The sequence below is a fragment of the Thalassospira profundimaris genome, assembly GCF_003326755.1.
Lineage (GTDB): Bacteria > Pseudomonadota > Alphaproteobacteria > Rhodospirillales > Thalassospiraceae > Thalassospira > Thalassospira profundimaris_B.
This window is the reverse complement of sequence record NZ_JPWH01000007.1, coordinates 20957-44770: the sequence shown is the minus strand read 5'-3', so window position 1 is coordinate 44770 and position 23814 is coordinate 20957. Positions and strand designations below refer to the sequence as shown.

Genomic DNA, 23814 nt, shown 5'->3' with positions numbered 1-23814 from the left:
ATCGCAGCGCGCCTTCCAAACCGGCCCATCGGGAAAAATGAATTTCAATCAGAAGGATATGCCATGACACCGAGTGAGCTTGCCCGTCTCTATCGCCAGTATATCGGCTGTCTGAACAATCAGGACTGGGATAATCTGGGGAAATTCGTACATGAAGATGCCGCCCATAATGGCCGCGCGCTGGGCATTGCCGGATACCGCGCCATGCTGGAAAACGATTATGCCCAAATCCCCGATTTGCGCTTTAACATTTATACCCTGACCTGTGAGGCCCCGATGGTTGCAAGTCGCCTGATGTTTGACTGCACTCCGAAAGGCGAATTTCTCGGCCTTTCCGTCAATGGTCGCAAAATCAGATTTGCCGAAAACGTCTTTTATGAATATCGCGACGGCAAAATCATCAATGTTCTTTCCGTCCTTGATAAAGTCGCGATTGAAGCGCAACTCTCTCGGACAAAGAACGTGATATGATCGCGATCAATGAAAAAGAAAAGACAACAGGATTACACCCCGGCCATCTGCACCTGAATCAGTCGCCCGCCCTCCTCGGCGGACAACAAAATTTGCAACCCTTCCTCAAGTTTCACAGGGTCCCCGATGGCAATGTCCTGACCGGTTGAAACATTTTTCATGCCCGGCATTGCTTCATTGACCAGGTACCAGTCACCCTCGTGCATCTGAAAATAGCCCACCCTTTTCTTTTGTGCGGCGGTAAGATGCTCGTTGGGGAAAATCGTGCGATTGACATGCCAGGGAAAAAGCGACTGCCCATCCCATACCATGACACGGTGATTATCGGCATGGAAGCTGCCCTTTGTCCGGCTTGAATACAGATTAAGCACCGGCAACTTACCCCGATAGGCCGTTCCGCAATGCGGACATACGGGGGCACGCGAATTATCAAACACGAACCAGCCCATGTCGCAGCCCGCCGAACAGGGCTGTATCATATCCATCGTGCGCACCAGCGCGCTTTCCCACTCGGCCGCAGAGGGGCGCTTTTCGGGCGCATGCAACCCCGCAATAAACGCGCGGTCAAACAGTTCGGTCAAAAGCGGACCCGCCATTGTATAGGGGCGTTGGGCCGGGTCCCCCCACGGCAGCGACTGGGGCCTTAGGTCCTCGGGGCGGACCCGGTTGCTGTCATCGGTAGGATGCTCGATGAACAAAGCGCGCTCTCCCATGCTCAGTTCCTCGTCACGCGTCGCATCCGGGTCGTGCACCTTGCGCCCGCGCAGGGGATGGCGAAAGAACAGATACATGTAAATCAAAACAGCAAGCGCATGACGATCCGTCGTGCGGGAGGGCAAAACCCGTGCCGGGTCTTCCCTGTCAAGATGTTGCGTTGCAATGACCTCGGGCGCGATGAAATCGGGCGTGCCAACAACATCGGGCGCAAACTTGCCCGGCACAACCAGCCCGTCAATGTCGATCAGGCAGGCTTTGCCTTTTGTCGGATCGACCAGAACATTTTTATAGCTTAAATCCGAATGCGCCAGGCCCGCCATGTGCAACCGCCGCACGGCACGCGAAATTGACAAACAGATTTGAAGATGTGTCAGCCAGTTGCCCTTTTCGCGCGGATCAAGGAACTTTTCCCGGTTGGAGGCCGAGGCAAACCATTTCCCTTCCTTGTCCTTGCCACGAATTTTAAGCATATCGTCTTTCACACTTCCGTACTGGAAGAAAAAATCCGACGCATAAAACGGCACGACAACCCCGATCCGGCCGTTATGTTCAACGGTATCTGTCGGCCAACAAAAATAATCCTTCCAGAAATCGCCGCTATCCTTGTCAAAAAGATTGCTGCGATACCGGGTGGTAATTTCGCGCAGACGTTCCTTCAGGGTCGCGTCCTGGGTATCGCGGAAAAAGCCGACCACATAGGTCTTGTCAGGGCTGACATAAATATCTTTCATAGCCCCGGAAGCAATCACTTCATCGACAAAAGAAACAGGCTTCCCGCCTTCCGATGTCAAATTTACAATACTCATGGCGCGTCTGCCCTATTACCGTCTGTCCCATCCTGTGCCGCAGAATTCGGGGACTGACCTTCCTGAGGTTCGGCAACGGCTTTCTTTGTCGCGAGCGTTTGTTCGTTCTGCTTTGGCACCATCAGGGCGATGGTTCTATCATCGTGGTTCCCGCGCGACCAGAAATCAAGCCAGGCCATCATTTGATCTTCAAGGGCGTCGTTATGCGCATCAAGGTCAACCTGCGCGCAAAGATCATTGGTCCAGAAATCCGCCCAAATTCCGGCATTGGCAAAGGCCGCATCGGTCGGGAATTTGGGATCGGTGATACCGTCGGTCATGGCGGCAAGAACCGTGAAACTGTCGCACAGATCAACAAACACGCGCCCCATAACAGCATGCGGGTCCCGGAACTCGGTTGATGCCAAAAACCGCGTTTGACCGGCAAATTCACCGCTATCTGCCCGGCACATCACAGTAACCCTGTCGGATTTGGCATCAAAAAGGGCGACACCGCCATCCCCGACGGTAAAACTGGCGCTAAACCACCGATCCGCCACCTTGCGGCAAATCGCAATGACAATGGTTGTCGAAAACGCCGATGGATCCTGTTTGATTTCGGCAGCTTTGTCCTCGATCGCGCGGGCGGCCCTCAGGGCGGCCTCCGGCAGGACGGGGTAAAGCAAATCACAGCGCACTTCGGTCGCCCAGGCATCCGGGTCGGCCGCATAACGCACCAAAGTTTCCTCCAGCCAGGGATCTACCTTTTCTGCCAAAAGTGCTGGCAAGGCTTCCATAACGGTTTCGCACGCGATCCTGCTGCCTTCACGGCTAAGATCGGCAGACCCCGCGCCATCCGCGACAATCAGAATATGCCAGCCAGTATCTGTGTCGGCCCGAATACGAAAATCGTCATCCCGATATTTGCCCTCCTGGGCATGGGAGCGCCCCCGCTTGCTTGCAGCAATGACAAGGCCCTCGCCGGTTTGACAATCGAAATCCTGGTCCGGCTTTGCCATCGGGGCATTCTGGTCCGACGCTATCGTCTTCCACAAATCGCGGGGATCCGGGATGATCGACAAACGCGCACGAATAACAACCGGCTCGCCCTGTTTGACGGCTTTCAAAAACAGGGTGTATTCACCTGCCTGAATGTCATGTCCCGACACGTTACCGTCTGGCGAAATCGACAAACCGGTGCCGCCATCATCGGTGATCTCGATACCGGAATAGCCCTGAATGACTGTTTCATAGGGCTGACGGGACCGGCCGTTCTTAAGATTAATGCGCTCCGGTTCCGAATAGGATTCCTCAAGACCCGTTTTCACGATGCCACCCGGCCCTTTGATCACGGTATTGTCCTCCGCAGGTAACGCGTTATGCGACTTCTGATGACAGGCGGCATCGCCATTCGCTTCGCCAGCTGGTGGCGCTGCACTCTCCACTGCTAAAGCGTTTAACGGTATCGAGGTGTCTGTTTCATCGTCCGAGGCCACGGCGGGTGTTTCCTCGCCATCAAGCGCATCGTTGCCCTCTATCGCCATGTTCTCTTCGGCGCTTGTCGCTGGCTGGTCAATTATTTCAGGCTCCGGCGTTACAGGATCGGCCACAGTTTTGTTCTGTTCGTCCTGTTCGTGCCGTTCGCGCTGTTCGTCCGGTTCCTCTTGTTCCATTTCTCCGAAGGATGAGTCTGCCACGGCAGGATCGTCGTCCTCCGGTTCCGGATCGGCAATGATGGAACGTTCCCGTGACACCTCCTGAAGATAGGCCAAAACCGTCAATTCTTCTTCGGTTAGGTTTTCCAGCCCGTCGGGAATACTGGACGGCACCCGACATCCATTGCAGCACAGCGTTGTGACAAAAAACCGAAAGGCAATATCCTCGTAAGTCTTTTGCTCCGGGCTTCGGTTCATCCCCGGCCCCGCTCGATCTCGAAGCCGCCATCCGACCCGTCTGAAACGCCATAATTGCCGGTCTTGCCACACCAGGGGCAGATTGCAGGGCCATCACCCTGTACGCAATGAATGCTGCCGCATCCACATAACGCCATACCAAAGGGCGCATGACAATGCGGGCAATCGGGCTGCCCGATAAGCTGAACGGAACTGACACTGGCCTCGGAACGCGAGCCGTCTGACAGCTCGAAATAATCCTCCTGCACCGGTACGGCTGCCTTCAAAAGGTAATCCCGCCTTTGGAAAAGCTCTGCCAGGCGCGGGTCCTGCGAACCGATCTGGTTTAAATGGCGTTCATATTTGACAACATAGGGTGCCCTGCTTTTGGCACAGCGCCCGACAAAAACAGCATAGCGGTCGTCCACGGCCTCGAACGGCAAACCGCCCGACGCCCCGCCAGAAACATCATCCCCCATCTTGGCAAGCGAGATCCCGCCCCCTGCCGTCACACTGCGGGTTGAGCTTTTGACCGAATTGGTGATCCACATGATGAATTTCTTAAACGCGCCCTCTGCCGTATCATCAAAGGGGATAATATCGTCGGTCAGTTGCGATAAAACCGCATGATCACCGCCACCGCCAATCGAAACCGCCACCAGCGAAACACGGTCCGCATAGCTTTGTTTCCAGCGGCGCACGGCCGGTTCGGCATCATCTGTCGGAACACCATCGGTCATTAAAAAAACCAGTGGTTTCCAGTCGCCTTTTTGCCCGGCGGTGTTTACCGATACATTCCGGTCGATTTCATCCATCAGATGCACCAGTGCCCCACCCAGGCCGGTCCCGCCCCCGATGGGAAGATGCGGCGGGACAAATTCCGGCAATTCGGTCAACGGGGTTAACGTTCTGGCGCGTCCGGCAAAAGCAATAACGGACAGCCACGCCGTTTCCAGCGCATAAGGGTCGGTCATCAGATCCGCCGTGATTTGGCGCATCCCGTTTTCAAGTTCGATCAATGCGTCACCGGCCATTGATTCCGAAACATCAATGACCAGAAAAATAGGGAACTTTCGCATCACAATACCACATTGATTTCCGGTGGCGGTGGCGGCAATTTTGCCGAAGCATTGCTGCCCAGGCTTTTATTGCCCGACGCAATCACCTCGGATACCCATTTGAAAAGCTGGGAAAAAGCACTGCCATCCATCGTATCAAGACGCAAAACATGATCGCATAACGGCCTGAGATCATCTTCACGTGCCTTGGGCCCCGCCGCACAGCCAATGATATTGGCAAAGCCCAGCTTGCGCATGGCAGCGCACTGTTCCTGATAAAGCTGCGTGTCCGACGGTTTGCCATCGGTCATCACAAACAAATAAGGGGCCCAGTCGCCCTTTGCTTCATCCGTGCTTTTGATAATGTCGGAACTGACCTGCCTGCCGAGTGTTTCCAGTGCCAGCCCCATATGTGTGGGGCCTGAACGCGGCGTGGTAATCTGGGGCAGAACCACATCTTCCAATGCTGTCAGCGGCAAAATGGTTTTTGCCTCGGCATCGAAGGTAATGATGGTCATATAAACCGTTTCAAGGGCGTAAGGGTCCTGTCGCAGCGCCCCGATCAGGGTTTCCATGCCAGAATTCACCGCTTCGATCGGCTCACCCTGCATACTGCCTGACGTGTCGAGCAAGATATAAACGGGAAGTCTTCTCATGTTCGTCCTTTCAAATCAGCCCCTTGAATTCCGGCCATATCAGAATCAGGATTTCGTTAAATTGACCCCCGCCGGTGTCGGTGGAAGTTCATCAACACCGTCAACATCATTTCTGTTCTGATCGATTTTGCGCGACGAGGTGGTAATCGATGCCGATACCCATTTGAAAAAGGAGGCAATCGTGGCGCTATCGGCGGTATCAAGCGTCACCACAATCTCGGAAATCGCCTCCAGAACTTTGGTATCGGCGCGCGGGCCCGCCGCACAACAGACAACCAGGCCCGGCTTTGCGGCCTTAAACGCGGCAAGGCCTTTCTCCCAGCTATCGGTCGGTGCGCCATCCGTCATCAGAAAAACCAGAGGCTTCCAGTCGCCCTTGGTATCCATATCCGACTTATGAACCTCGCGGTCGATACAATTTGCAACCAGCGACAGCGCCTCGCCCAGCGAGGTTGCCCCATTGGCGTCGATGTCGGGCGCCTGGAATTCGGTCAGTTCCGTTAAGGGCACAACCTGGCTTGCGGAGGTATCAAAGGTAATAACGGACAAATATGCCGTTTCCAGCGCATAAGGATCCTGACGCAAGGTGCTGACCAGCAGGTCCAGCCCGTCACGGACGGCATTGATCGCCTCGCCGCGCATGGATGTCGACGTATCAAGCAACAGGTATACGGGAAGTCTTCTCATGTACTTAACCTTTCTCTGATAAACATCGACAGACGGGCGCTATTTTCGGCCCGCACGCCATGCCAGTCCCCAGCCATAGGCCCGGTCAACCTGTTCGTGACCGTTAAAGAAACGGACCTCGCGACTGACGCGGATCTGGTTATTGTCATTTTCCAACAGGGCAACGGCGCACATCACGTCTTTTCTGCTGGTGCTAAGTTCGTTCATGCGCACTTCAATTTCCGGCTGGCCGGGCACCATCATCCGGATAACACCATCGGTTTCCTGCCAGTTGGCGACACCTTCGTAAATGAAAGCGACAATCAGAATCCGCCGAAAAGACGGCCACGCATCACCATTGATTTCCAGCCATTCACCATCGGTTGATGTGCCTGAGCGGTCATCGGCCATCAGTTTGGTAAATGGCATATTGTTCAAATCACCAAACGAATTGCCAAGCGCCTGGACAACACCTTTCTCACCAGTTTGGAATTCAATAAAAGCGCCCAGATCAAGGTCGATGCTCCGCTTGCCCATGCCAAAAAAGCCGCCCGGCTTTGGCTTTTGGTTCCAGTTCAGATTGACCCGGATACGGCCAAATTTGCCATCAGCCTTTTTCAGCGAAATCGTGCTTTCCTGTTTGGTCAGCGACACCTTGGAAAGGTTGACAGTCGATCGCGGCGTTTCGGGCACCGAGGCCGGTTTTGCGGCTGGTGCGGGGCTGGCCTGGGCAGCAGGTGCAGCGGCTGGTGCTGCAACCTCGACACCGAAATGTTCAGCCAGGGCCTGCAATCCGCCATTAAATCCCTGGCTGACATTGCGAATTTTCCACTGGTCATTGCGCCGGTAGATCTCGCACAGGATCAGGGCTGCTTCGGACCGGTCGGATGTATCGACCGGCATTTCGATGCCATCTGACGTGACAATTTTTAAATCGCGAACAGACGAAAAGGCACCATTGTCCAGCGTGGCATTGACAACAATTTTATCAACATCAGAACCGACCTTTGCCAGGTCAAAAGCAAAGCTTTGTTTGTCGGCACTGATCGACAGGGACACCGCGCCGCCGCCGATTGTTTTTTGATTAAAAAAGCACATGTCACCGTCGCCGCGCACTTTGCCATTGGCATAAAGCTGCAACGCCGTCACATCAATTCCCGCCCCCTGGGGCAACAGAACATCAAGCGCGAATGTCAGCGAAGGAAGCGGGGCATTTGCGCCCATTGCAAGGGTGGTCATTTTAAATCTCCTGACATGCGTCCTGGTGGTGCCGGGTGCCGGTTTCGAGAGGTGAAATAAAAAAGTGCGCCCGGACATTGATCCGCGCGCACTTTAAAACAGCTTAGCCCAAATTCACGCCATGCGAGGAAGCTAGCGGGCCAAGGCCCCCTTCAAAACCGGCGCCGATCGCCTTGAACTTCCACTCGTCATTGTGACGATAGACCTCGCCGAAAATCATTGCCGTTTCGACGGAATAGTCTTCCGACAGGTCATAACGGGCCAGTTCCTTGTCGCCATCCTGGTTGATGACACGCATGAAGGCATTGCCCACCTGGCCAAAATTCTGCTTGCGCGCCGCAGCTTCATGAATGGTTACGGCAAAAACCAGTTTTTTGACCTCTGCGGGAACTTTACCGAGGTCAACTTTAACCTGTTCGTCATCACCTTCACCCGCGCCGGTGCGATTGTCGCCGGTATGCTCGACCGAACCATCCGGGCTTTTGGTGTTGTTATAGAAAACAAAGTGACCATCAGAGAGCACCTTGCCATCTTCACCACAAATGAAAACCGACGCATCAAGGTCAAAATCGGTACCGTCGGTTGCGCGCGGATCCCAGCCAAGCCCAACGATGACTTTGCTCAGGCCCGGTGCTTCTTTGGTCAGGGAAACGTTGCCACCCTTTTGAAGTGATACAGCCATTGTCAGTTCCTTCCATTGTTTTTAAAAAACATGCCGCTGTCTGCACACCGACATTGTTTGTTGTGACGGGATTAGATGATTAACTGATATTCACGCCATACTGCTTGCTCAGCGCGGCAAGACCACCATTATAGCCCTGGCCGACAGCCCGGAATTTCCATTCACCGTTGTGGCGATACAGCTCGCCAAAAACCATTGCGGTTTCCGTCGAATAATCTTCGGTCAGGTCATAACGCACGACTTCGCTGCCTGTCGCATCATTGACAATGCGAATAAAGGCATTGGTGACCTGACCAAAAGACTGCTTGCGCGCTTCAAATTCGTGGATCGTTACGGTGATGGCGATCTTTTGCACATCGGCGGGAATCGTATCGAGATTCACCTTGATCGCTTCATCGTCCCCCTCGCCCGCACCGGAACGGTTGTCGCCGGTATGACTGACGGAACCACAGGACGAATTCATCTGGTTATAGAAAATGAAATCGGCGTCACTGCGAACCTTACCCGCTTCATTCAGCAAAAATGCCGAAGCGTCGAGGTCAAATTCGGCACCGTCCGTCTGGCGTTCATCCCATCCGAGCCCGACAAGGATTTTCGACAGTCCCGGGTCCGTTTTGGTGAGCGAGAGGTTTTGACCTTTGGAAAGTGTCAGGGCCATTTCTTATCCTTTCTAGTCAGAGAACGTTGAGAAAGATTGCTTTTCATCTTCCCGGAAAGTTTCTGCCATGCGTCAGTACTGATACTGGGCAAAGGTAAAGCCCAGATAGCCAACAGCCATCAGCGCACCGGCGACACGGCCTATCCTGCCGGCAAACAGCAGGAACGCCGCAAAAAGCAATGTCACGGCAACAACAATCGGCATGTCAAAGCTGGCAAACCGGCTGTCGATGACCAGCGGCTTTGCAACCGCCGAAACCGCCATCACAGACAATATATTGAAAATGTTGGAACCAACGATGCCGCCAATGATCATGTCGGAATGGTTCTTCCGTGCCGCAGCCACACAGGCGGTAAGTTCCGGCAACGAGGTTCCGAATGCAATGACGGTCATGCCGATCACCGCCTCGGGAACGCCCAGCGCCATGCCACCCGCTACGGCCCCCTGAACCAGAAGCTCGGAGCCAACAACCAGCGTCACAATGCCAACAATCATCATCACACCAGGATAGGAACTGTCAGCTTCGTGTTCCTCGACCTCTTCGACGTCGAGTTTCGCGGCCTTGTACTGATAGACAACATACAAAACGATTGCCACGACCAAGACAATACCGCCCCAGCGCGGCAACAGGCCATACATGATCGCTGCGACCATCGCAGCGGTGGCACCCAGCATCACCAGCGCATCCACCCGCACCTCGGCCCGACGAAACACAATCGGGGCGATTACGGCGGAAATGCCAATCACCATCAGTACATTTGCGATGTTTGAACCAACCACATTGCCAACCGAAATGCCCGGATAGCCGGACAAGTTGGCATTTACAGAGGTAAAAAGCTCTGGTGCGGAGGTTCCGAAGGCAACAATGGTTGCCGCAATAAAAAGTTTTGATAAACCGAATTTTTCGGCAATGACCACAGCATTGTCGATTGTCCAGTCGCCCCCCTTTACAAGCAGATAAATGCCAAAGGAAATCGCCCCCAGGGCGATAACAGCAAGCTGGTATGTGTCAAGTTCGTGCATATATATTTCCAGCAATCATAAAACGGGCAGGCACCCGGGCCTGCCCGAAAGCCCGTATGGCTCAAAGATCGAAATCGGCAGGATTAAGGCCAAGTTCGCGTGCAATCTCGGCAACCATTGCCTTTTCCTGCGGATCAAAATCGCCGTCGGCAGCACCAATCGCGCAAACAACCCGGACAAGCAGCCGTGCCTGTTCATCATTGCCTTTGATTTTGCTGATCGTTTTCAGGGCAGAGGCTTTGCCGATGCCGTGATCGAACTCGAAATCCGCGGCCGCTTTTTGGAAAACGTCGATAATCTGGCGCATGTCAAAGTGCTTGAGCTCGTCTGCACGTTCGATAAAGCCGGCCATCTTCTGCTTTTCAGAGGAATCAATGCTGCCATCGGCGGCGGCAACCAGGGCACAGCCATTTACAACGGCTTCCATAAAGGCCCTGTTTTTGAATTTCGAGGCTTCTGCCGTCAATTTGGAGCGCGCCTGCGCCGCGTTTTCTTTTAACCAGTTTAGCATGACATTTCTCCTTAAATCGCTGCCAATGCCGCACCGGCAAGGTCATGTGCGGTGCGGCCATTGGTGGGCGTACCATGTGCGGTCAACTGCCAGCCTGAATCCGTTTTTTCCATCGATGCCATCACAACACCGGTATGACGGCCCTTCTCGGCCAGGGTATAGCGGCAAATTTCGGCGTTTTTGCTGTGGTCAACAAGACGCGCAAAAGCGTTGTCGACTTCGTCAAATGTTTGCCCGCGAAAGCTGTTCACAGTGAAAACAAGGTATTTTGCCCGCGCATCCAGGGCCTTGAGATCGACATAGATCGTCTCGTCATCGCCATCCCCTTCGCCGGTCAGGTTGTCGCCGCTATGGGTGATGGCGTTGTCTTTTGATGTCAGTTGCTGAAACCACACCAGATCAATCGCGTTTTTGTTGGCATCAAAAACAATCACCGAGGCATCCAGGTCAATTTCATCTGCGCCCCCGCCGCCCAGCAGGCTGCTGAAAAAACCCTTTTTTTCCGGTTTTGCCGGGTCCCAGCCGCAGCCCATGAAAACTTTGGATAACCCCGTATCTTTCTCCAGAGACAAGGTCTGACCTTTGGAAAGGGAAATGCTCATTTAATTCTCCTTATTCTCCGAATCGTGAATTTTAACAATCGACGGAGTGTTTAACCTGCATCCTGATACAAACTGCGCGAAAGAGAAACCCGATAACAAAATTTTATTTTTTCGGTAACGCAACAGAACGCTGAATTTATTTTATTCCGTTTTAAACAACATCTTAAAACTTACAAGCCTGAGAGCTGTGAACTCGATCATCACTGGCAACACACCATTGACAACCAACCAGTAAAACCGCCGATAACGCTGACATAATGCGCATTTTGATGTCAAATCCCCGATCAGAAATATCAGGGATAATAACCCGTCACGAATATGGCCTTTTTTATGCCACAATTATACAATTGCACCGGCACTCAAAATATATATCCGCTTTCAGGCGCAACGCAAAAAAGCGTCATCAAGACATTTTTTCAATCAGCGTTATGGCGCGGTATGGACCCGTAAGATCTGCATTTTCAAGCAGTTCGACCTTGTCCAACCGGCACAGATGAATGAGTGCCGCAAGATCAGGGTCTTCCAGTGACCTGATTATGACTTTTTTGGGGCGCCTGCGTAAAACAGCCCGTGTTGCCTCGGCAATACCGGGTTTAATCCGGTTAATGTTATCAACATCAAACAATTCCGCGACACGATTAATACACGCTAACGCCCGCATCCGCAAACTGGCCAAATCCATTTCAGGTGCGGGCATTCCATATATGCCCCTGTATTTCGGCATAAGAGCTGTAATACGGTTCACAAAATCGAGAGATATATCTATATCCGCAAGATGATTAACCGGTATGGATCCGTGAAAATCGGTTGGGCCTATTACCTGGCGGTTCAGAATCGACCTGCTGATTAAACCTGAAACATTTGCGCCAAGAATACCCGAGGGAATAAGCCAGTCTTCATATGACCCGGCCATTGAGGCAAAACCGCTGGGGTCGGCCAAAACGGCAAGTTCAACCTTGGAACGCCCGGTCATTTCCTGCCACGATTTTGTTAATTCAGTCGAAATCGCCCCTTTTCCGGTCCAGCCATCGACAAAAACAACACCCTCAATCGGGCGTTTTGCCAAAATAAAATCAAGGGCATTTCCATCAAGTCCGCGGTCGCGAATGATAGACATGCCGAAATGCCGGCTATCCACGCCCAGAGCGGTCAATTCACGATGCAGCAAAACGCCATAGGGCACCCCGGCGCGCACAAGCGAACAGAGTGTCATTCGCCGATCCAGCTCATTGCGGCCAATCCGTGCGACAATATGCTGCGCAAGCCCTGAAATCTCGCGTGCAATCCGCTCTTCGCTTTGCTGACGGGCGGTTTCAAAGATTTGCAGATAGCGCGCATCCGGGCGACGTTCCTGCGAAATCATTTCCGAATAATGCACCGTTCCGCTTTGGATATTTTTTTCCTTGGTGGCAATATCCGTTGGCGCAATCTCGACCTGCTTTAGAAGAAATTTGACGTCTTCGGGGTCATAAGACCCTTTGATCAATTGGGAAGGCCGAGACATCAGCCGTCCTCCGGGTATAATTTTGTTTGGGCAATTTGGGATTTTTTCGGGATTACCAGCATGTCGCACGCTGCCATAAAGGGAAGGTCTGTCAAACTGTCCCCCATACCAAATACGGGTACAGATGATCCATCAAGCCCCAGCTTTTCCGCCAGATATTGAACGGCACCCCGCTTGGAAATACCTGCTGGGGTAAATGACAGGTTATTATCATTGCGATGACGCACCAGTGCCGCCCTGGCAACCTCGCAAAGTTCAGCGTCTATATCATCGAGCCTGCGGGCATCTTCGTTCGATTTGACACAAAAATAAAACCCCACCCCGAAATCCTCGACGATCCAGTAGCGGAACCGGCCCGCCGGGGTTTGCCGGGCCATGAAGGACATCAGGTTTTCAAGCCCGGAGGCCACCGCATCGGCTTCGTGCTTCATCCTGGCATGCCAGTCAGCATCGGGCATACCCTCGGGCGTCAGGATGACACCGCCATTCGTGCAGATCTGATAATCGGCAAAGGGCAATTTGCACCGCGCCAGGGCTTCTGACGAACGGGCCGTAACGGGAATGAACCGTGTCGAGGCCAGCAGCCATTTTATCATCATATCCTGCCCGGCCGTCATATAGGAATGACTGCCATTCAAGGCTTCTGCCGCCAGTCTTTCGGGAGGCGGCGGCGCATCCATTTTTCGTGCCGTTTGAAAAACCGTGTCATCCAGATCAGAGAAAAAAACAGGACGCACTACGGCTTTCCTTCCATCGGCTTCAAAACGGAGATGGCACCAATGCCATCAATGACATCGATTTGACCCAGTGCCGACAAAAGCGTGTCGCACAGCCCGTCCGCCCCGGTTTCGGTAAAAAACAGGATCCGGTCCCAATCCGAAGGCACAACATTGTGCATATACATCCAGAAACCCTGCCCGTAATGGTCCGGGAAGCTCAGTTTATGGCGAATGGTATCACCGGGAAGAATGGGGGAACGGGTTGTTGTGATAAAACGCGTGTAAAATCCGCGCTCTCTTAAGGCTTCTGCCGCCAGCATCGGCTGCCACACATGCTCGCCAGCCCCAACCACCAGAATGCGATCCCCGGTGGAAGGCCATTCAAGACCGTTCTGTTGAAGGCTTGACAGAATATCCTCGCCAGATTGCCGGTCTTCGCGGCTGGAAAGACCCAAACGCGGGGCGGCAAATTCCTGGGCGGCATCCGGCACCCACGCCGCAACAGAGGGATCACACGCCCCCGGAAGAGCACGCGGCGTTTTTGTCCGGTCAGGGCTCCAGGACCAGGTTCCGTTCTGGGCGGTCACACTGAATATATCGGCATCCTTAAATATCCCGCCAACGGCGTCGCCCGCCTTGCCATCCGACCAGTCCGTCAATGTCACAAGAACAAGACGCCCAAAACTCAGACCCTGCGCCTTCAGCCCGGCGGCAAGTTTGGCAAAGGTCGCGCCGGTTGTCGCCTCGTCATCCACAATCACCAGTGTCGCATCCGGCCCGTGATGAAGAACTCCCGGTGCTGGCTCAAAGATCAAATGATCAACCGCATGGGAATGGCTTTCCTCGATCCGGAACCATTCGCGCGCGCCAGCCGGAGCAAACCGCGTTGTTGTCAGATAGCCCATATCGCGATCAGGGTCCGCCATGCGCAGACAGTCAAAAACGCCCGCGCCAATGCCAACGGCGGTTTCGGCAAACCCCATCACAAATACCGGACCCGGCAAAAGATGGGTCAATACCCCATCGGCCAATTGCTGCAAAACAGCGCGGTGTTTAGCGGGGTCAACCGGGATATGACGCCCCAGAATTGTGGAAACAAAAAGAAATGCCCGTTTGGGATTTAAACGCTCTGCAATGCGAAACAGGTCAGGTCCGTCGCGAACAGGTGTGGTCAACGTTAAGACCCCGGCTTCAAGGTCATAGGTTTCCGTGTGCCTTAACATATCTCTTGATGCAGCCTTTAGTGTTAATTAATCCGTTTTGCGATCATCAGAGTTCAGAAAAGACTCAATATCGGCATCTTTATGGCGGGCTTCCTGCCGGGCACGATCGGCCGCTTCTTCGGCCTCGCGTGCTTCACGTTCTTCCTTTTCCTGGCGTTTTTGCGCCATGGCCTTTAACCGGCGCCTTACGCGCAAAAACACAAAGGCCGCCAACCCCAAAAGCCCAACAATGACAATTGTATTGAAAACGGGGATATGGCTGTAACCCGGCTCGACCGCCCATACCTTTACGGCATTGGGAAACATGGAAAACGCGGGAATGCGCCAGCCATAACGCCTTACCGCAACAAGCTGCTTGTCCGTCGCGAAAGACTGCACCTTGGCCTGAAGATCTGCCGAGTTGAATTTCAAATAAAGGAAATTGTCCTCGTTGCGATAAACTCTCGGTTTTCCGTCCTGGGTTTCTGTTTGCAAAAAATAGACATCGCGCGTGCGCTGCTGCCCCGTTTTGGAATCCTCGGTATCCATACGCTTGATTTCGACACCAACAGCTCTCACCACATCGACTTGTGGCAAGGCGTAATCAAGCACCAGAATTATGGCAAGCAAGGGAATCGCGACAATAATATTTCGGAAAGTCAGCACGTTCTTCATTGTAGCGACCTCGCACTTTCTTTCTGTTCTTACTTTTCAGATCTTCGACAATATTTAGCTACCGCAAAAAACGCGTCGCGAAAACCTCAAAACAAAAGCCCGGCGAATTTAACCGAAACTTTTTATTTCACCAGACCCGATATATCCCGCCCTGAAAGACTGCTTTTATACCCTGTTTACATCGTCGCGTAGTGGACAGCGAAACCAGCAAATATGCCGAAAAACCGCCTGTTTGAGGCCATGTGAGCCCGAAGAAGGGACCTTCAGGCCGTTTTGCCGAACACGGTATGCGTCACATTCCCGCCCACACATGGGCGTGTGAACCACATAACAGCGCAATCATGAACGAAAAGCACCATTCGGTATTCTCAAAACCAGGAGACCGGCAAGGATACACACACCATCATAAAGAACCCGGCCCCTGCCATCATTGGCAACCGGAGCCGGGCTTACGTAAAACAGCTATTCTGCGAACCACCAGACCCAAGAGGCGGGATCTAGCCTTTGTATTGTTCCACTGTCTGATCAATGGTGCCGAAAATGGACTGACCATCCGCATCACACATTTCAATTTTGACAGTGTCGCCAAAGCGCATGAAAGGCGTGGTCGGTTTGCCATCACGGATGGTTTCGATCATGCGGATTTCGGCAATGCAGGAATAGCCCGCCCCGCCATCGGCCACCGGCTTGCCCGGTTCGCCCTCCAGCTTGTTGGAAACCGTGCCCGAACCGACAATGCTGCCCGCACAAAGCGGGCGGGTTTTGGCCGCATGGGCAACAAGCTGACCAAAATCAAAGGTCATATCAATGCCCGCATTGGCCCGGCCAAAGGGCTTGCCGTTCAAATCCACATTCAGGGGCAAATGCACCTTGCCACCATCCCAGGCATCGCCCAGTTCATCGGGCGTTACGGCTACCGGCGAAAAGGCCGAGGACGGCTTGGACTGGAAAAAGCCAAAGCCCTTTGCCAGTTCCGCCGGGATCAACCCGCGCAGCGACACATCATTGACCAGCATGATCAGGCGGATGGCCTTGCGGGCTTCTTCGGGGCTCGCCCCCATTGCGACATCATCGGTCACAACGGCAACCTCGCCTTCCATATCAATGCCCCAGGCCTCATCACCCAGCACAATCGGGTCCTGCGGAGCGAGGAAGCTGTCTGACCCGCCCTGATACATCAACGGATCGGTCCAGAAACTTTCGGGGATTTCCGCCCCGCGTGCCTTGCGCACCAGTTCAACATGGTTAACATAAGCCGAACCATCCGCCCATTGAAAGGCACGCGGTAACGGTGAATGCGCCTTGGCCTGGTCAAACGCATCGCCAAAGGACGCATCAGATTCCAGCTTTGCGGCAATATCGGCCAGTTTGCCTTGCATCGATGCCCAGTTATCAAGGGCATATTGCAGGGTCGGCACCCCATCAATGGGGGCACAGCGGCCAAGATCGCGTGATACCGCGACCAGTTTTCCATCACGGCTGCCGTCTTTCAGGGTGGCGAGTTTCATGGGTCCTGTCTCCTTGCCGGGTATGTCCGGTCTTTATTTGAAATCATATTTCCAATAGTGAAATCTGGCTTAGTCCTGGCGCCCTTCCGGTGTGCCATCAAAGCGGCGTTCAAGGCCCTTCCAGCAATCCTGGTAATCATCCTGCAGGCCGGGCAGTTCGGCGGCAAAGCGGGTTAGTTGCTGGGGTAGGCGGGTTTCAAACATAAACGCCATCGTGCCATCAAGCTTGACCGGTTTAAGCTCGCTTTCCGATGCCTTGGTGAAACCTTCGGTATCGGGGCCATGCGCCAGCATCATGTTATGCAGGCTCATGCCGCCGGGCACAAAGCCCTGTTCCTTGGCATCATACTGGCCCTCGATCAGGCCCATAAACTCGCTCATGATGTTGCGATGATACCAGGGCGGCCGGAAGGTATTTTCCGCCACCATCCAGCGCGGCGGGAAAATGACAAAATCAATATTCGCCGTGCCGACCTCGCCCGACGGAGCCGTCAGCACCGTAAAAATCGACGGATCGGGATGATCAAACAGGATCGCCCCCACCGGCGAAAATGTGCGCAAATCATATTTGAACGGCGTGTAATTGCCGTGCCAGCCAACAACATCCAGCGGCGAATGGCCGATTTCGGTGGCGTGGAATTGCCCGCACCATTTAACCAATACCCGGCAGGGTGTTTCCTTGTCTTCATAGGCAGCAACGGGTGTTTTGAAATCGCGCGGATTGGCAAGGCAGTTTGCGCCAATCGGCCCGCGTTCGGGCAGGGTGAATTTGGCACCGTAATTTTCACAAACATACCCACGCGCACCGCCATCCGGCCCGGCCGAAATGATGGATACCTTAAACATCATGCCACGCGGAATCAGGGCAACTTCCAGCGGCGCAACTTCCATAATGCCCAATTCGGTAAAAATGCGCAGCGTGCCAATTTGTGGCACCACCAGCAATTCAGCATCGGCATTAAAGAAGTAATCATCCACCATGTCGGTGTTGCAGACATAAACATGGCTGGCCATGCCCGCCTGCCCCATCGCATCACCCGCCGTGGTGATGGTGCGCATTCCGGCAATAAAATCGGTCGCAGCCGATGGCATTTCAACCGGGTCCCAGCGCAACTGGCCCAGTGCCAGGCTGTGATCATCCAGGCAGGGGGCAGTTTTCCAATGAGGAAAATCGCGTTTTTCAAACCGGCCATTATGGCGCACGCTGGGGCGAATGCGATACAGCCAGGACCGTTCATTGGTGCCGCGCGGCGCGGTGAAGGGCGAGCCTGAAAGCTGTTCGGCATACAGGCCATAGCTGCATTTTTGTGGGCTGTTTTGCCCCTGTGGCAAAACGCCGGGCAGGCATTCGGTTTCAAAATCGTTGCCAAAGCCCGACATATACTGCAATGCGCCCGCCTTTTCGTCCGGGTTCTTTTTTGCAGAAACAATGTGATCGGCCATTGTCTTCTCCCTAACATTATTTGATATAGTTACAGACGTAACTATAATTTTTGTAACTATCAAACAGCGATCAAACGTGATGACAGAAAAATTTGACCTGCATGGTTTCCTGCCCTTTGTGCTGCATCACACCAGCGAAAAGGTCAGTTTCGGTTTTCGCGATATTTACCGCGACCGATACCGCATGACCCGATCGGAATGGCGGGTGCTGGCAACGCTGGGCCAGTATGGCCCGCAAACCGCAACCGACATTGGCACCCGCACCGGCCTGCATAAAACCAAGGTTTCACGCGCCGTCACCTCGATCGAAGCGCGCCGCTGGTTGAAACGCCAGCAGGACGAAACCGACCGCCGTATTGCCTTGATCACATTGACCAAACAGGGCGAAAGCGCCTTTGCATCCCTGACAGAAGCCGGCATTATCTATAACAAGAAGGTCCGTGCCCATCTTGGCGAGCGGGATTTTGATGCGCTGATTGACCTCCTTGCCAAGCTTGAAAACATGTGACGGTAAACGCCAACGAACAGTTATGACGTAGCGCGTTCGCGCCCGCCCCAATCATGGTTGAACCGGGCGATTTCGCGCAAAAATGCCTCGAATGGCGGGTGGCCCGGCTGGAAATAATCGGCCTTGGGGTTCATCAGGGTGACACAGCAGGCAACCGAACCATCAAGGTTGAAAACCGGCGCACTGATGGCTGAAAGACCCGGCACAATGTCACCTTCAATCACGGCGGCACCGCGGGCCTGGGTTTCGGTGATCAGCCCGGCGACCTTTTGATCATCCCAATGCAGGATTTCCTGTTCGGCGCGAATGACATGTTCAATCGCCGAACGCGGCATGGTCGCCAAAAAGGCTTGCCCGGTGGCCGAGCGCAACAGCGGCATCACCGTGCCCAGCCCCATGGTGGAAATAACCGGCGGCCCACCATGTTCGGTGCGGATAAGGACCGGGCCACGTTCGCCCCAAATGGCAAGATGCCCCGATGAACGCCATTCAAGCGCAAGTGCGCGCAAAAGCCGCCCCGCCCGCATCACCACATCATTGCGTTCAATCGCCGAAAGCCCCATGCGCAAAGCCATCGGCCCCAACCCATACAGCCCCGACTGGTCATCCTGATGGGCAAGACCAATGCGCGCCAGACTGGTGAGGTAACGGTGCACCTTGGCCGCGGGCATGCCAACGGCCGCCGCCAGATCCTTCAGCGGGACGGGATATTGAAAATCGCACAATGCCGAAATGATGCGCCCGCCCACCTCGATGGACTGAATGCCCTTGCGGGTATCGCCGGTTTCTTCGCCCGCCAGATCAATCACGGTGGGGTCATTGGGGGTGCTGGGCTGCGTTGTGGTCACGATGACAAAAAGCCTGTTAAAATTTCATATTGCGTAATTCATTATATATAGCATAATTCCAATCTGAAAGAGGAAATCGCGTATCGGGATGCAAGCTCACCAAATCCACCGCCTGCGCGGGTGGGGTTGCCAAATGTCGGAGATGCGATTTTTTCGTGCGGAGTGGGCGAAAAGCCAACGCAGCCAAGGCCACATTAAAAAAAGAGCCAGGGATGAAACTGAACGACCTAACCTTTTACGATTATTTCCGGTCATCGGCGTCGTATCGTGTGCGCATTGCCCTGAATTTAAAGGGGTTGCAGCCCGAAACCGTCACCACGATCGACCTTCGCACCGGCGAACAGGCCGCAAGCCCCTATAAGGCCGTCGAGCCATCGGGGCTGGTGCCGTCCTTTCAGTTTGGTGGTAAAACATTTGGCCAGTCCCTGGCACTGATTGAATGGCTGGACGTTAAATACCCCACCCCACGCCTGATCCCGCAGGATGCACTGGCTGCCCTTGCGGTACGTGAAATCGCCCATACCATTGCCTGCGATATTCACCCGTTAAATAACCTGCGCATTTTAAAATATATCACCGGCACGCTGGGCGCATCGGAAGATGAAAAGCTGGACTGGTATCATCACTGGATCAAAACCGGGTTTGATACCCTTGAGGCACTCATTGCACCGCATCGCGATGAAGGCCCGTTCTGCCTGGGCAAACAGGCAACGCTGGCCGATGTTTGCCTGGTGCCACAGGTTTACAACGCACGCCGGTTTGATGTGGACCTTGCCGCCTACCCGGCAATTTGCGCCGTCGATGCCCATTGCCAAAGCCTGCCTGCCTTTGGTGCCGCCGCACCGGAATAATCCAACATCAATTGCCCGTCATTTGGGGAGGTTGCGAAACGGGCCACATGGCCACGCCCGCAACCACACAGAAAATCAACAGGGAGAGAACAATGAAACGTCTGAGTTTGCGTAAAACCGTGATCGGCCTTTTGGCCGGTGCAACGGCGCTGGCGGGTGCCACCTGCGCCAATGCCGCCGACATTACCCTTAAAATCAGCCATTACCTGCCGCCCAGCCATGGCTTTCAGAAGGACTTTCTGGAACCCTGGGCAAAGCAGCTGGAAGAAAAAACCAATGGCAAAGTCGAAGTCAAAATTTATGACGCGACATCTGCCTTTGGTAAAATTGACCGCCAGGCCGACCAGGTCAAAGCCGGTGTTATCGACATGGCTGTTGGCCTGAACGGTATTCCGCGTGACCGTTACCCGGCCGCTTCCATCGTTGAAATGCCGTTTCTGGTGAAATATGCCGATTCAGGGTCGGAAACCCTGTGGAACCTTTATAAGGAAGGCATGCTGGGCAGCGATTATCAGGGTTTCAAGGTTCTGGCGCTGTTTACCCATGAAGGCGGGCTGATCCATACGCTGGATAAACCGGTGCGCGCACTTGACGATTTGAAGGGCCTGCGCCTGCGCACGCCAAGCCCGGCGGTTTCCGCGATGCTGGAATCCTATGGTGCATCGCCGGTTGGTTTGCCGCCATCGGCCATTTATGAAAACCTGCAAAAGGGCAATATCGATGGTCTGGTCACCACATGGGACCTGGTCAATGCGGTTAAAGCCAACGAACTTTTGAAATACCATACCGATGCCGGGGCCTATGTTGCCGGTTTTTACTTCCTGATGAACCAGAAGAAATTTGATTCCCTGCCCGCCGATGTACAAAAGGCAATTGATGAAATTTCCGGCGATCCGCTGGTCGCAAAATTTGGCGACTGGTGGGATAAATGGGAAGCCGCCGGCAAAGCCGACGCCGAAAAGCACGGCAATGAAATCATCCAGATTGATGATAAAACCCGTGCCGAATGGAAAGATGCCGTTCAGCCCATGATCAAGGATTATCTGGATGGTTTGGAATCCAAGGGGGTTAAAGACCCCGAAGCGATTTACAAACGCGCCCAGGAACTGGTCGCCGAATTTGACGCCAAATATCACGCGGATGGCAAATGAACCGGCCCCGCGACATACAGGATGAACCGCAGCTTCGTGCTGCGGTTCGCCGCCTTGATGGCGCGATGACGCGCATCACCGATATTTTTGCCTTTGCTGGCATGGCCGCCCTGATCGGGGCGATTGCCGTGGTGGTGATTGATATTGTCTGGCGCCGGATTGGCGGGCAATCCTTTATCGGTGCGGTCGATTTAACGCAGTTTTGCGTCATGGCTGCGGCATCCTGGGCGATCCCCCATGCCTTTAGCACCGGGGCCCATGTGACGGTTGACCTGTTTGGCAAAAAACATTTCCGTGCCTTTTTTACCGTTATTGATGCGTTGATCCCGCTTACAGGCGCGGCATTGATGGCGTTTCTTTTTTACCTTTCCTGGGAACGGGCGATGGAACAGCTCGCCTATGGTGATGTGTCGCAGAACCTTGCCATTCCGATGATTTTGTTCTGGGTGTTCCTGCTAAGTGGTCTGGCCCTGTCAGGGCTGGTTTGTTTTGTGAAATTTCTGAAATTTATCTTTACGGGCGAGACGATCTGATGGCGACGGAATGGGCCGGACTTATTGGTTTTGTAGCCGCCCTGGGCCTGGCATTGCTGCGGGTTCCTGTCGCGGTTGCAATGGCGCTGGTGGGCATTGGCGGCACCCTGCTGCTGATGGACTGGACATCGGCCAGCTATGTGATGGCAAGCCTGCCGTTTGAGGCGATTTTCCCCTATGGCCTTTCGGTCGTGCCCCTGTTTATTTTTATGGGGGTTTTTGCATCGCATTCGGGGTTATCGGGCAATCTGTTTCGCGGCATTACCGCCTTTGCCGGGCACCGGCGCGGGGGGCTTGCCGCGTCAAGCGTTGGGGCCAGTGCCATTTTTGGCGCCATTTGCGGGTCATCCCTTGCCACCTGTGCCACCATGGGCCGGGTCGCATTGCCCGAAATGCAAAGCCGGGGCTATGCCAAAAGCCTGGCCGGGGCATCGATTGCGGCGGGTGGCACATTGGGCGTTTTGATCCCGCCATCCATTTTGCTGGTGATTTATGCGCTGATGACCGAACAGTCGATTGGTGCATTATTTGCCGGTGCCATGATCCCGGGCATTCTGGCAACGCTGCTTTATATCGCATCGATCCGCCTGCAGGTGATGCGCAAGCCGGAACTGGCCCCGGTCAGTGACTATACCCCATGGTCGCAACGCTGGGGTGCGCTGTTGCGCATGTGGGATGCGATTGTTTTGATCCTGCTGGTGATTGGCGGCATTTATGCCGGCCTGTTTTCCCCGACCGAGGCGGCGGCCGTTGGTGCCGGTGGCGCACTGTTATTTGCCGGTCTGCGCCGGAAATTGACTTGGACGGTTTTGCGCAGCGGCATTCGTGAAACCGCAGGCATGACCGGCATGATCTTTTTGATCCTGATTGGCGCGGCCCTTTTCAATTTCTTTATTGAAACCAGCGGGCTAACACAAACACTGGTAAACTGGATCACCAGCCAGGGTTTTTCACCGCTTGCGGTTCTGGTCTCGCTTCTGGTGTTTTATGTGGTTCTGGGCTGCTTCATGGATAGCCTTTCCATGATTTTGCTAACCGTTGTCCCGGCCTATAGCGTGATTACCGGGGTTGGTTATGACCCGGTCTGGTTTGGTGTTGTGCTGGTTTCAGTCGTGGAAATCGGCCTGATCACCCCACCGATCGGCATGAACCTGTTTATCATTCAGGGTGTATCACCTGACATGAAAATCACAACCCTTTCGCGCGGCATTCTGCCATTTCTGGCAGCCGATTTTATCCGCGTGATCCTTATGATCGCCATTCCCGGACTGATCATGTGGCTACCCCATACCCTGGGACTGGGAAGCTGACACCCTGCATACCCATAAAACCCGGTTGATTTACCCGCGCCACCATAAGAAATTATGGTGGCGCAATTAACTGGAAACACCATGATCCGCCCTGCCCGCCCCGCCGATGAACCCGCCATTCGTGCCTGTGCAATTGCCGCCTATCAGCGTTACATCGCCGTGATTGGCCGCAAACCCGCCCCCATGACTGCCGATTTCGCCGCCCAAATTGCCGCCGGGCAGGTTTATGTCGCGCGTGACGACAATGACCAGCCGACAGGCTTCATCGTTTTTTACCCCGATGATGCCATCGCCATGATGCTGGAAAACATTGCCGTGGCACCGGACCATGCCGGGCGCGGCATTGGCAAACGCCTGATGGCCTTTTGCGAGGATACAGCCCGGCAACTGGGCTTTTCCCATGTGCGGCTTTATACCAATGAAAAGATGACCGAAAATTTGGCGATTTACCCGCATCTTGGATATGTCGAAACTGGCCGCCGAAACGAAGATGGCTTTAACCGCGTTTATTTTGAAAAAGCCCTGGCATGATAATCCCCGATACAATGCCGCATAACAAAAGCCCGGATCGGCGATGCGACCCGGGCTTTTTGCTGCACGTT

General features: G+C 54.1%; 25 protein-coding genes. 7 read left to right on the top strand and 18 right to left on the bottom strand.

Annotated features, from left to right (window positions below; translation table 11 throughout):
* Positions 1-63: 63 nt before the first annotated feature.
* Complete coding sequence (locus TH25_RS09840) at positions 64-471, top strand: ester cyclase (RefSeq protein WP_114088262.1); 408 nt, start codon at positions 64-66, stop codon at positions 469-471.
* A 32-nt stretch (positions 472-503) separates the two neighbouring features.
* Here TH25_RS09840 and TH25_RS09835 read toward each other — a convergent pair whose 3' ends face one another.
* From TH25_RS09835 to hmgA, 17 genes are all read right to left on the bottom strand, one after another.
* The gene (locus tag TH25_RS09835) at positions 504-1994 is read right to left on the bottom strand and encodes a helix-hairpin-helix domain-containing protein (RefSeq protein WP_114088261.1); all 1491 of its coding nucleotides are present in this window, start codon (positions 1992-1994) and stop codon (positions 504-506) included.
* Positions 1991-3886 carry a PP2C family serine/threonine-protein phosphatase gene (locus tag TH25_RS09830; RefSeq protein ID WP_114088260.1) on the bottom strand — a complete coding sequence of 632 codons (1896 nt, stop codon included), beginning with the start codon at positions 3884-3886 and terminating at the stop codon, positions 1991-1993. The genes TH25_RS09835 and TH25_RS09830 overlap by 4 nt, the downstream gene beginning before the upstream one ends.
* Positions 3883-4944, bottom strand: a complete 1062-nt coding sequence (locus TH25_RS09825; RefSeq protein WP_258549107.1) for a TerY-C metal binding domain-containing protein — start codon at positions 4942-4944, stop codon at positions 3883-3885. Before TH25_RS09825 ends, TH25_RS09830 begins: the two co-directional genes overlap by 4 nt.
* Positions 4944-5579 carry a vWA domain-containing protein gene (locus tag TH25_RS09820; protein ID WP_114088258.1) on the bottom strand — a complete coding sequence of 212 codons (636 nt, stop codon included), beginning with the start codon at positions 5577-5579 and terminating at the stop codon, positions 4944-4946. Before TH25_RS09820 ends, TH25_RS09825 begins: the two co-directional genes overlap by 1 nt.
* 45 nt (positions 5580-5624) lie before the next feature.
* Complete coding sequence (locus TH25_RS09815; RefSeq protein WP_114088257.1) at positions 5625-6266, bottom strand: vWA domain-containing protein; 642 nt, start codon at positions 6264-6266, stop codon at positions 5625-5627.
* Positions 6267-6305: 39 nt separating this feature from the next.
* Positions 6306-7484: a TerD family protein gene (locus tag TH25_RS09810; protein WP_114088256.1), complete on the bottom strand. Its 1179-nt coding sequence runs from the start codon at positions 7482-7484 to the stop codon at positions 6306-6308.
* A 103-nt stretch (positions 7485-7587) separates the two neighbouring features.
* Positions 7588-8166, bottom strand: coding sequence for a TerD family protein (locus TH25_RS09805; RefSeq protein ID WP_114088255.1), 579 nt, complete (start codon positions 8164-8166; stop codon positions 7588-7590).
* A gap of 79 nt (positions 8167-8245) precedes the next feature.
* Positions 8246-8824: a TerD family protein gene (locus TH25_RS09800; protein ID WP_114088254.1), complete on the bottom strand. Its 579-nt coding sequence runs from the start codon at positions 8822-8824 to the stop codon at positions 8246-8248.
* Positions 8825-8896: 72 nt separating this feature from the next.
* The gene (locus TH25_RS09795) at positions 8897-9847 is read right to left on the bottom strand and encodes a calcium/sodium antiporter (RefSeq protein ID WP_114088253.1); all 951 of its coding nucleotides are present in this window, start codon (positions 9845-9847) and stop codon (positions 8897-8899) included.
* A 61-nt stretch (positions 9848-9908) separates the two neighbouring features.
* Positions 9909-10358 (bottom strand): tellurite resistance TerB family protein, encoded by a 450-nt coding sequence (locus TH25_RS09790; RefSeq protein ID WP_073956738.1) that lies wholly within the window; start codon positions 10356-10358, stop codon positions 9909-9911.
* An 11-nt stretch (positions 10359-10369) separates the two neighbouring features.
* On the bottom strand, positions 10370-10960 hold the full coding sequence (locus TH25_RS09785; protein ID WP_073956737.1) for a TerD family protein: 591 nt from the start codon (positions 10958-10960) through the stop codon (positions 10370-10372).
* Between the two features lie 403 nt (positions 10961-11363).
* Positions 11364-12464, bottom strand: a complete 1101-nt coding sequence (locus tag TH25_RS09780) for a cysteine protease StiP domain-containing protein (RefSeq protein WP_114088252.1) — start codon at positions 12462-12464, stop codon at positions 11364-11366.
* Positions 12464-13201 carry an HAD family hydrolase gene (locus TH25_RS09775; protein WP_114088251.1) on the bottom strand — a complete coding sequence of 246 codons (738 nt, stop codon included), beginning with the start codon at positions 13199-13201 and terminating at the stop codon, positions 12464-12466. The genes TH25_RS09780 and TH25_RS09775 overlap by 1 nt, the downstream gene beginning before the upstream one ends.
* Positions 13201-14358: a phosphoribosyltransferase domain-containing protein gene (locus TH25_RS09770; protein ID WP_181847531.1), complete on the bottom strand. Its 1158-nt coding sequence runs from the start codon at positions 14356-14358 to the stop codon at positions 13201-13203. Before TH25_RS09770 ends, TH25_RS09775 begins: the two co-directional genes overlap by 1 nt.
* A gap of 75 nt (positions 14359-14433) precedes the next feature.
* Positions 14434-15060: a DUF1523 family protein gene (locus TH25_RS09765; protein WP_114088249.1), complete on the bottom strand. Its 627-nt coding sequence runs from the start codon at positions 15058-15060 to the stop codon at positions 14434-14436.
* A 497-nt stretch (positions 15061-15557) separates the two neighbouring features.
* Positions 15558-16568, bottom strand: a complete 1011-nt coding sequence (locus tag TH25_RS09760) for a fumarylacetoacetate hydrolase family protein (RefSeq protein ID WP_114088248.1) — start codon at positions 16566-16568, stop codon at positions 15558-15560.
* Positions 16569-16637: 69 nt separating this feature from the next.
* Positions 16638-18011 carry a homogentisate 1,2-dioxygenase gene (gene hmgA / locus TH25_RS09755; protein WP_114088247.1) on the bottom strand — a complete coding sequence of 458 codons (1374 nt, stop codon included), beginning with the start codon at positions 18009-18011 and terminating at the stop codon, positions 16638-16640.
* A gap of 79 nt (positions 18012-18090) precedes the next feature.
* Between hmgA and TH25_RS09750 the strand changes: the two genes are divergently transcribed.
* Entirely contained in the window at positions 18091-18519 is a 429-nt protein-coding gene (locus TH25_RS09750; RefSeq protein ID WP_114088246.1) for a MarR family winged helix-turn-helix transcriptional regulator, read from the top strand.
* Between the two features lie 20 nt (positions 18520-18539).
* Here TH25_RS09750 and TH25_RS09745 read toward each other — a convergent pair whose 3' ends face one another.
* Positions 18540-19367 (bottom strand): IclR family transcriptional regulator, encoded by an 828-nt coding sequence (locus TH25_RS09745; RefSeq protein WP_258549106.1) that lies wholly within the window; start codon positions 19365-19367, stop codon positions 18540-18542.
* 212 nt (positions 19368-19579) lie between these two features.
* On the opposite strand from TH25_RS09745, the gene maiA reads away from it, so the two are divergent.
* The 5 genes from maiA to TH25_RS09720 all read left to right on the top strand — a co-directional run bounded on the left by maiA (position 19580) and on the right by TH25_RS09720 (position 23743).
* Positions 19580-20218 (top strand): maleylacetoacetate isomerase, encoded by a 639-nt coding sequence (maiA, locus tag TH25_RS09740; protein WP_114088244.1) that lies wholly within the window; start codon positions 19580-19582, stop codon positions 20216-20218.
* A gap of 92 nt (positions 20219-20310) precedes the next feature.
* On the top strand, positions 20311-21369 hold the full coding sequence (locus TH25_RS09735; RefSeq protein ID WP_114088243.1) for a TRAP transporter substrate-binding protein: 1059 nt from the start codon (positions 20311-20313) through the stop codon (positions 21367-21369).
* Positions 21366-21902 carry a TRAP transporter small permease gene (locus TH25_RS09730; protein WP_114088242.1) on the top strand — a complete coding sequence of 179 codons (537 nt, stop codon included), beginning with the start codon at positions 21366-21368 and terminating at the stop codon, positions 21900-21902. The genes TH25_RS09735 and TH25_RS09730 overlap by 4 nt, the downstream gene beginning before the upstream one ends.
* A complete protein-coding gene (locus TH25_RS09725) occupies positions 21902-23212 on the top strand; it encodes a TRAP transporter large permease (protein WP_114088241.1) in 1311 nt (436 codons plus the stop codon). The genes TH25_RS09730 and TH25_RS09725 overlap by 1 nt, the downstream gene beginning before the upstream one ends.
* An 81-nt stretch (positions 23213-23293) precedes the next feature.
* Entirely contained in the window at positions 23294-23743 is a 450-nt protein-coding gene (locus TH25_RS09720; protein ID WP_114088240.1) for a GNAT family N-acetyltransferase, read from the top strand.
* Positions 23744-23814: the final 71 nt, after the last annotated feature.

What these genes read in the sequence shown, in the direction of transcription:
- TH25_RS09840 (WP_114088262.1), top strand. Translation starts at nt 64, where the DNA reads ATGACACCGAGTGAGCTTGCCCGTCTCTATCGCCAGTATATCGGCTGT.
- TH25_RS09835 (WP_114088261.1), bottom strand. Translation starts at nt 1,994, where the DNA reads ATGAGTATTGTAAATTTGACATCGGAAGGCGGGAAGCCTGTTTCTTTT.
- TH25_RS09830 (WP_114088260.1), bottom strand. Translation starts at nt 3,886, where the DNA reads ATGAACCGAAGCCCGGAGCAAAAGACTTACGAGGATATTGCCTTTCGG.
- TH25_RS09825 (WP_258549107.1), bottom strand. Translation starts at nt 4,944, where the DNA reads ATGCGAAAGTTCCCTATTTTTCTGGTCATTGATGTTTCGGAATCAATG.
- TH25_RS09820 (WP_114088258.1), bottom strand. Translation starts at nt 5,579, where the DNA reads ATGAGAAGACTTCCCGTTTATATCTTGCTCGACACGTCAGGCAGTATG.
- TH25_RS09815 (WP_114088257.1), bottom strand. Translation starts at nt 6,266, where the DNA reads ATGAGAAGACTTCCCGTATACCTGTTGCTTGATACGTCGACATCCATG.
- TH25_RS09810 (WP_114088256.1), bottom strand. Translation starts at nt 7,484, where the DNA reads ATGACCACCCTTGCAATGGGCGCAAATGCCCCGCTTCCTTCGCTGACA.
- TH25_RS09805 (WP_114088255.1), bottom strand. Translation starts at nt 8,166, where the DNA reads ATGGCTGTATCACTTCAAAAGGGTGGCAACGTTTCCCTGACCAAAGAA.
- TH25_RS09800 (WP_114088254.1), bottom strand. Translation starts at nt 8,824, where the DNA reads ATGGCCCTGACACTTTCCAAAGGTCAAAACCTCTCGCTCACCAAAACG.
- TH25_RS09795 (WP_114088253.1), bottom strand. Translation starts at nt 9,847, where the DNA reads ATGCACGAACTTGACACATACCAGCTTGCTGTTATCGCCCTGGGGGCG.
- TH25_RS09790 (WP_073956738.1), bottom strand. Translation starts at nt 10,358, where the DNA reads ATGCTAAACTGGTTAAAAGAAAACGCGGCGCAGGCGCGCTCCAAATTG.
- TH25_RS09785 (WP_073956737.1), bottom strand. Translation starts at nt 10,960, where the DNA reads ATGAGCATTTCCCTTTCCAAAGGTCAGACCTTGTCTCTGGAGAAAGAT.
- TH25_RS09780 (WP_114088252.1), bottom strand. Translation starts at nt 12,464, where the DNA reads ATGTCTCGGCCTTCCCAATTGATCAAAGGGTCTTATGACCCCGAAGAC.
- TH25_RS09765 (WP_114088249.1), bottom strand. Translation starts at nt 15,060, where the DNA reads ATGAAGAACGTGCTGACTTTCCGAAATATTATTGTCGCGATTCCCTTG.
- TH25_RS09760 (WP_114088248.1), bottom strand. Translation starts at nt 16,568, where the DNA reads ATGAAACTCGCCACCCTGAAAGACGGCAGCCGTGATGGAAAACTGGTC.
- hmgA (WP_114088247.1), bottom strand. Translation starts at nt 18,011, where the DNA reads ATGGCCGATCACATTGTTTCTGCAAAAAAGAACCCGGACGAAAAGGCG.
- TH25_RS09750 (WP_114088246.1), top strand. Translation starts at nt 18,091, where the DNA reads ATGACAGAAAAATTTGACCTGCATGGTTTCCTGCCCTTTGTGCTGCAT.
- maiA (WP_114088244.1), top strand. Translation starts at nt 19,580, where the DNA reads ATGAAACTGAACGACCTAACCTTTTACGATTATTTCCGGTCATCGGCG.
- TH25_RS09735 (WP_114088243.1), top strand. Translation starts at nt 20,311, where the DNA reads ATGAAACGTCTGAGTTTGCGTAAAACCGTGATCGGCCTTTTGGCCGGT.
- TH25_RS09730 (WP_114088242.1), top strand. Translation starts at nt 21,366, where the DNA reads ATGAACCGGCCCCGCGACATACAGGATGAACCGCAGCTTCGTGCTGCG.
- TH25_RS09725 (WP_114088241.1), top strand. Translation starts at nt 21,902, where the DNA reads ATGGCGACGGAATGGGCCGGACTTATTGGTTTTGTAGCCGCCCTGGGC.
- TH25_RS09720 (WP_114088240.1), top strand. Translation starts at nt 23,294, where the DNA reads ATGATCCGCCCTGCCCGCCCCGCCGATGAACCCGCCATTCGTGCCTGT.